Annotated in this window: 5 protein-coding genes; all 5 read right to left on the bottom strand. The window is 73.3% G+C overall.

Annotated elements, in window-relative coordinates; genetic code table 11:
- A partial coding sequence (locus CCN33_RS02125; protein WP_208621636.1) for an alpha/beta hydrolase occupies nt 1–1,236 on the bottom strand: 1,236 nt, incomplete at its 3' end.
- 4 nt (nt 1,237–1,240) lie between these two features.
- Nucleotides 1,241–2,545 carry a M20/M25/M40 family metallo-hydrolase gene (locus CCN33_RS02120; protein WP_086690456.1) on the bottom strand — a complete coding sequence of 435 codons (1,305 nt, stop codon included), beginning with the start codon at nt 2,543–2,545 and terminating at the stop codon, nt 1,241–1,243.
- Complete coding sequence (locus CCN33_RS02115; RefSeq protein ID WP_086690454.1) at nt 2,538–3,371, bottom strand: M55 family metallopeptidase; 834 nt, start codon at nt 3,369–3,371, stop codon at nt 2,538–2,540. The genes CCN33_RS02120 and CCN33_RS02115 overlap by 8 nt, the downstream gene beginning before the upstream one ends.
- Before the next feature lie 74 nt (nt 3,372–3,445).
- Entirely contained in the window at nt 3,446–4,165 is a 720-nt protein-coding gene (locus CCN33_RS02110; RefSeq protein ID WP_086690452.1) for a class I SAM-dependent methyltransferase, read from the bottom strand.
- Between the two features lie 77 nt (nt 4,166–4,242).
- Nucleotides 4,243–6,347 (bottom strand): ATP-binding SpoIIE family protein phosphatase (locus tag CCN33_RS02105; protein ID WP_107483886.1); only part of this gene is annotated, 2,105 nt, incomplete at its 5' end.

Raw genomic sequence — 6,347 nt, 5'->3', positions numbered from 1 at the left:
GCCGGGTCCGGTGACGTCGGGGTGCCGGGGCGGATAGACGTGTGCGTGCACCTCGCGGCCGTCGGGTCCGGTGAAGGTGCGGACCTCCGGCTCGGGGTAGTACGCGGGGTCGACGGGGTCCCGGTGCCGGGCGCCGACCGTGCGGGCGCGGCCGGTGCCGGTGTCCAGCTCGATCACCTCGTACCCGGTGCGCGGACTCGCGCCGATGGCCGCGACCCGGCTGCCGTGGGCGGCGAGGGAGGAGTCGAACTCGGTCCAGGGACCGGCCGCGTCGGCGATCTCACCCGTCTCCGGGTCGAGTATCCCGAGCACGGCTGCCCCGCGGCCGTGCAGCACCGCGAGCAGCCCGTCGGCCAGGGGCGCGAACCAGCGCAGGCCGGGCTTCCACAGCGGGCCGGCGAACTCCTCCTGGCGCGGGCACAGCGGTACGCCGTCCCGGTACAGGTTCCACCAGCCGCTCCGGTCGCTCGCGTACAGCAACCGCCCGTCCGGCGCCCACTCCGCCTGGGCGATCGACTCCTCGTCGCCCCCGGCGACCGTGCGCACGTCCCGGAACCGGCCGTCGTCGCCGATCTCCGCCACGAGCAGCTCGGTGCCGTCCCACGGCATGCGCGGGTGGTCCCAGCCGAGCCAGGCGGCCCGGCGTCCGTCCGGGGAGACGCGGGCGCCGGTGACGAACCGGTGCCGCTCGTCGGTGAGTTCGCGTACGGCCGACCGGTCCCCGGCGGCCGAGCCGTCCAGCGGCACGGCGGCCAGTACACGCCGTACGTCACCGCTGCCCTCGCCGGTGAACTCCTCCAGCACGCAGCGGACTTCACCGCGCGCCGGGTCCAGCTCCGGTTCGGCCCAGCGCAGTCCGCCGCCCACCGGGGAGAGCGGGGTCAGCGGGACCGGCTCGCCTCCGGGCTCGTAGCGGTAGAGCCGCTGGTCGGCGAAGTGGGTGAAGACGACCAGGGGGCGATCCGGGCCGGGAGCGGCGGTCCAGGGGCGTCCGCCGTACTCGTGGACGCGGTTGCGCACGTTCCACGGCGGCGGCAGCACCGGCTCCTCGGCACCGTCGGCCGTGCGGCGCACCAGGGCGCGGCGGCCGCCCTCGGCGGGCCGGGGCTCGGTCCACCAGATCTCGTCCCCGACGAACCCCACCCACTCGGGGTGTCCGTCGTGCGCGGCGGCGAGCGCCGCGTCGATCGGCGACGGCCAGGAACCGTACGGCTGGACCGGCATCTCTTCCCCCATGTCGTCAGGCCGTCCGCAGGAAGCGGTCGAGGACGCGGACGCCGAATTCGAGCGCCTCCACGGGCACCCGCTCGTCCACGCCGTGGAACAGCGCCTGGTAGTCGAATCCTTCGGGCAGCCGCAGCGGAGCGAACCCGTACCCGGTGATTCCGAGCCGGGAGAACTGCTTGGCGTCGGTGCCGCCGGACATGCAGTACGGGACGACGTGCGCGCCGGGCGCGAACTCCTCCACGGCAGACCGCATCCTGCCGAACAGCGGGGCGTCCACCGGGGCCTGGAGGGCGACCTCGCGGTGCACGTACTCCCAGTCGACGTCCGGTCCGGTGAGCCGGTCCAGGGTGGACTCGAACTCCTCCTCGCCGCCCGGCAGGAAGCGTCCGTCGATGTGCGCGTGGGCTTCCCCGGGGATGACATTGACCTTGTAACCGGCGTCCAGCATCGTCGGGTTGGCGCTGTTGCGGACGGTCGACTCGACCAGCTTGGCGGCTGGGCCCAGCTTGTCCAGCAGCAGCTCCATGTCGTCGAAGTCGGGTTCCACACCGTAGAGTTCCGCCAGTTCGGTGAGGGCGGCCCGCACGGTCGGGGTGATGCGCAGCGGCCACTGGTGCTCGCCGATCCGGGTGACGGCGGCGGCGAGCCGGGTCACCGCGTTCTCCCGGTTCACCTTGGAGCCGTGTCCGGCGCGGCCGCCCGCGCTGAGCCGCAGCCAGCCGGTGCCCCGCTCCCCCGCCGCCACGGGATAGATCTCGCGCCCGGCGCCGTCGTGGAAGGTGAAGGCCCCCGACTCCCCGATGGCCTCCGTACAGCCCTCGAACAGCTCGGGGTGCCGGTCGGCGAGGAAGCCGGAGCCGTCCTCCGCGCTGGCCTCCTCGTCGGCGGTGAAGGCGATGACGAGGTCCCGGCGCGGCCGCACGCCCTGCCGGGCCCAGCCGCGCAGCACCGCCAGGATCATCGCGTCCATGTTCTTCATGTCGACGGCGCCACGCCCCCAGACCACGCCGTCGCGGACCTCGCCGGAGAAGGGGTGCACGCTCCAGTCGGCGGGCTCGGCGGGCACCACGTCCAGATGGCCGTGGACCAGCAGCGCGTCGGCGGACGGGTCGGTGCCCGCGACGCGGGCGACGACGTTGCCGCGCCCCGGTGTCCGCTCCAGCAGCAGCGGTTCGAGACCGGCGCCGGCCAGGCGCTCGGCCGCGTACTCGGCGGCCGGCCGCTCCCGGCAGTCGCCGCCGCCCCGGTTGGTGGTGTCGATCCGGATCAGCTCGGAGGTGAACTCCACCACCTCGTCCAGCGCGCGCTGGTCAGCCATACTGCTCCTCCACGGCGGCCGAGGCGATCGTGGTGACCGCCTTGAACGTGCGAATTGCCTCGTACATCGTGCCGTTGGTGTACGCCACCTTCCGCTCCCCGGTCCGCAGCACCCCCGGCACCACGGTGACGGCCATCGCCAGATGCTCGGCGTCGAACTCGACGGCGACCGTGAACGGCCCCTGGTCCAGGGGAGCTTGACGCACGGCGAGCCGCGCCGCCTCCTTGGCCGCCGCGCGGATGTCGGCGGCGGTACGGGCCGGGGTGCGGCAGACGGCCGCGTACCGCGAGACGTGGTCCTTGACCGCGACCTTCAGCGCCTCCGGCGCGTAGCCCAGCGCGTCCTCGCAGGCCAGATCGTCCCCGGTGACCAGCACCACCGGCACCCCGTACTCCGCGACGACGTACGCGTTGAGCAGGCCCTCGCTGGCGCGTACGTCGTTCACCCAGACCCCGGTGATCTGGTTGGCGAGGTAGGTGTGGGCGAGGACGCCCTCCATGCCGGCGCCGGCGTGGTAGCCGATGAACGCGATGCCGTCGACGTCGCCGTGCTGGACGCCCTCCACCATGGACAGCGACTTGTGGCGCCCGGTCAGCATCTCGACCCGCTCGTCCAGCTTCTCCAGCAGCAGGTTGCGCATGGTCCAGTGCGCCTCGTTGACGAGCACCTGGTCGGCGCCCCCGTCGAAGAAGCCCAGGGCGGCGGCGTTCACGTCGGAGGTGAACATCCCCCGGCAGCGCTCCCACTGCGGCGTCCCCGGCAGCACGTCGGCGGGCCAGGTGACCCCGGTGGCGCCTTCCATGTCGGCACTGATGAGGATCTTCATGCCGCGCAGGTTACGCGCCCTGACCGGCGGCGGCTACGACCCGGTCTCCGGCCGCCGCCCGGCCCGGGCCGTCCTCACTCGCGCGCCAGCACGAACCACCTGGCCGGCAGGTCGATCCGGGTGCCGTCCGGGAAGTGCTCGGTCTGCGGCAGGACCGTCTCCCCGGTGGCCAGGATCTTCAGGCCCGCCTCGGTCAGCAGACGGGGTATCTCCTCGTCCCCGGCGTCCGCGGGCTTGAGGTCGTGGTGGAAGACGCGGCGGAGCTTCGGCGGGGGCCCGGCGGGACCGGAGGCCGCCCGCTGGAGGACGTCACGGGAGGCGGAGGTCAGTTCCACCACGAAGGCCCGGCCCGCCTCCCCGAGCAGCTCGGCCACGGCGGCGGCGACCAGGGGCCGGGCAGCGGGCTCGCTCTGGTGGATGACGGCGCGCATGTAGACGTTGCTGTCCCCGAGCCGGTCGTGCAGGTCGCGCACCGCGTCGGTGTCGGTCAGGTCGAGCTGCTCGAACTCGGCGGCGGCCCCGGCCGTGGCACGGCGGGCGTGGTCGATCGCCGCGTCCGAGAGGTCGACGCCGACCGCGCGGGCGAACCGGGTGGCGAGGTAGCGGGTCTGGGTGCCGTTGCCGCAGCCGAGGTCCACGATGACGCGGCCGGCCTCGGCGTGGGGCAGCAGGAGATCGCTGTGCGGCTCGGCGGTCAGCGACGGGTCGGAGTCCCAGATCGCGTCCCCCCGCTCCTCGGAGGTCTCCCGCCAGTAGCTCTCCCAGTTGGAGCGGTAGTCGTCGGAAACGTTCACTGCGATCTCCCCAGGGTCGGTGCCATGATCGGGATATCGCGCCGACTGCCCCCGGACAAGGGGTCCAAGGGCCCCTTTTACGGAATCAGCGCCTGCTCGAACCACACCGTCTTGCGGCGCCCGCTCGTCGTCGCGCCCCACTCCTTCGCCAGCCGGCTGACCACGCCGAGGCCCCGGCCCGCCTCGTCGTCCGGTCCGGCGGTGCGCATGTCCGGCAGCCCCGGTTCCTCGTCGGTGACCTCGAACAGCAGGTCCCCGGCGCGCACCACGCGGAGCCCGACCGGGCCTCCCCCTCCCCCACCGTGCCGCACCGCGTTGGTGACGACCTCGCTGACCAGCAGCAGCGCGGTGTCCACCGCCTGCGGCAGCCCCCACGCGAGCAGGCGCTCGCGGACCAGGTGCCGGGCGCGGGATACCTCGCGCGGGTCGGACTCCAGCTGCCACTGGGCCACGTGGGCGTCGGGGATGCCGTTGAGCCGGGCCATCAGCAGGGCCACGTCGTCCTTGCGGCCGCCACGGGTGTTGAGGGCGCGGATGATGGTGTCGCAGGCGGCGTCCATGGAGGCGGCCGGGTGCGCGGCGGACTCGCAGAGTGCGGCCAGCCCCTCCCCGATGTCGGAGCCGCGGACCTCGACCAGGCCGTCCGTGCACAGCACCAGCCGGTCGCCGGGGGCGACCCGTACTCTTCGGACCTCGAAGGGCACCCCGCCGACGCCGATGGGCGCGCCGGTGGGCAGTTCGAGCAGTTCACTGCCGCCGTCCGCCGCCCGGACCAGCACGGGCGGGATGTGCCCGGCGTTGGCGATCTGCAGCTCGCCGCGGATCGGGTCGTAGACGGCGTAGAGACAGGTGGCGAGGTAGTTCTCCCCCAGCCTGCGGGCCAGGTCGTCCAGGTTGCGCAGCAGTTGCGCGGGCGGGGTATCCAGTGCGGCCATGGTCTGGACGGCGGTGCGCAGCTGGCCCATCATCGCGGCCGAGTTGAGCCCGTGGCCCATCACGTCACCGACGACCAGCGCGGTGCGGGAGCCGGGGAGCTTCACCGTGTCGAACCAGTCGCCGCCGATCCGGCCGAGCAGCGTGCCGGGCAGATAGCGGGTCGCCACGTCACATCCGGCCATCCGCGGGGTGACCTGCGGCAGCATGCTGTCCTGGAGGGTCTCGGCGACGTTCTCCTGGTACGTGTACATGCGCGCGTTGTCGAGCACCAGCCCGGCGCGGGCGGCGAGTTCGGCGCCGGTGGTGCGGTCCATGCCGTCGAAGGGCAGCCGGTCGGCGCGGCGCAGCAGCACCATGAAGCCGAGGACCACGTTGCGGGCCTTGAGCGGGACGATCAGCAGGGACCGGCCGTTGATGAGCGGCCTGAGGTCCCGCTTCTCGAACTCGCCGGAGATCCGGTTGCCCAGTTCGTCGCTGACCCTCGGGATGAGGACCGGTTCGCCGGTGACCATGCACTGGTAGAACGGGGTGTGCTCGGGAAAGGCGAACGCCTCGCCGACCGGCACGGTGTCGTCCCAGCGGCCGGGTTCGTCGTTGTGCTCGACCCAGACCCGGTGCATCAGCGTGCTGGCGTCCGGCGGCCCGTCGGGGAAGCCCTCGCCGGCGAGGACGGCGGAGCGCAGATGGGTGCCGGCGAAGTCGGCGAACCGGGGCACGGCCGCGCTGGTGACCTCGCGGATCGTCTCCCCCAGGTCGAGGGAGGTGCCGATGGCGGAGCTGACCTCGTTGAGGAACTCCAGCCGCTCCCGTACCGCCGCGTACTCCAGGTCGGCCAGCGCGTCGGCCGGGATCAGGGGTTCGCTGCGGGGGTGCGGGACAACGCTGTCGAAGCGGCCGGGGCGCCGGGGCACACCCCAGTACGGGGTGACGGGGACCCGCTCGTACTGGCTGAACTCCAGTACCGGATAGCCGAGTTCCAGGATCTGGGAGACGATGCGGGCACTGAGTCCGGGGCCCATGTTGGGCAGGATCTCGGGAAGCCTGCGCTCCAGGTCGGCGGCGGTGGGCAGTTCGGTGTGGCGGGCGAAGCCGGGGGCGATGCGTTCGGTGCTCTCGTCCAGGTTGCCGCGCGCCTCGCGCAGCCGGGTGGCGTCCGCGGCGAGCACCAGCAGCCGGGAGGGGCCGGGCCCGACCAGCGGGTAGGCCCACCACAGCACGTCGGTCCGCTCGTCGTCCGCGCGCCCGG

It is taken from the genome of Streptomyces recifensis (assembly GCF_002154615.1).
GTDB classification, from domain to species: Bacteria; Actinomycetota; Actinomycetes; order Streptomycetales; family Streptomycetaceae; genus Streptomyces; species Streptomyces griseoluteus.
Note: the sequence above shows the minus strand (reverse complement) of the source record. Positions and strands in the feature narration are given on the sequence as shown.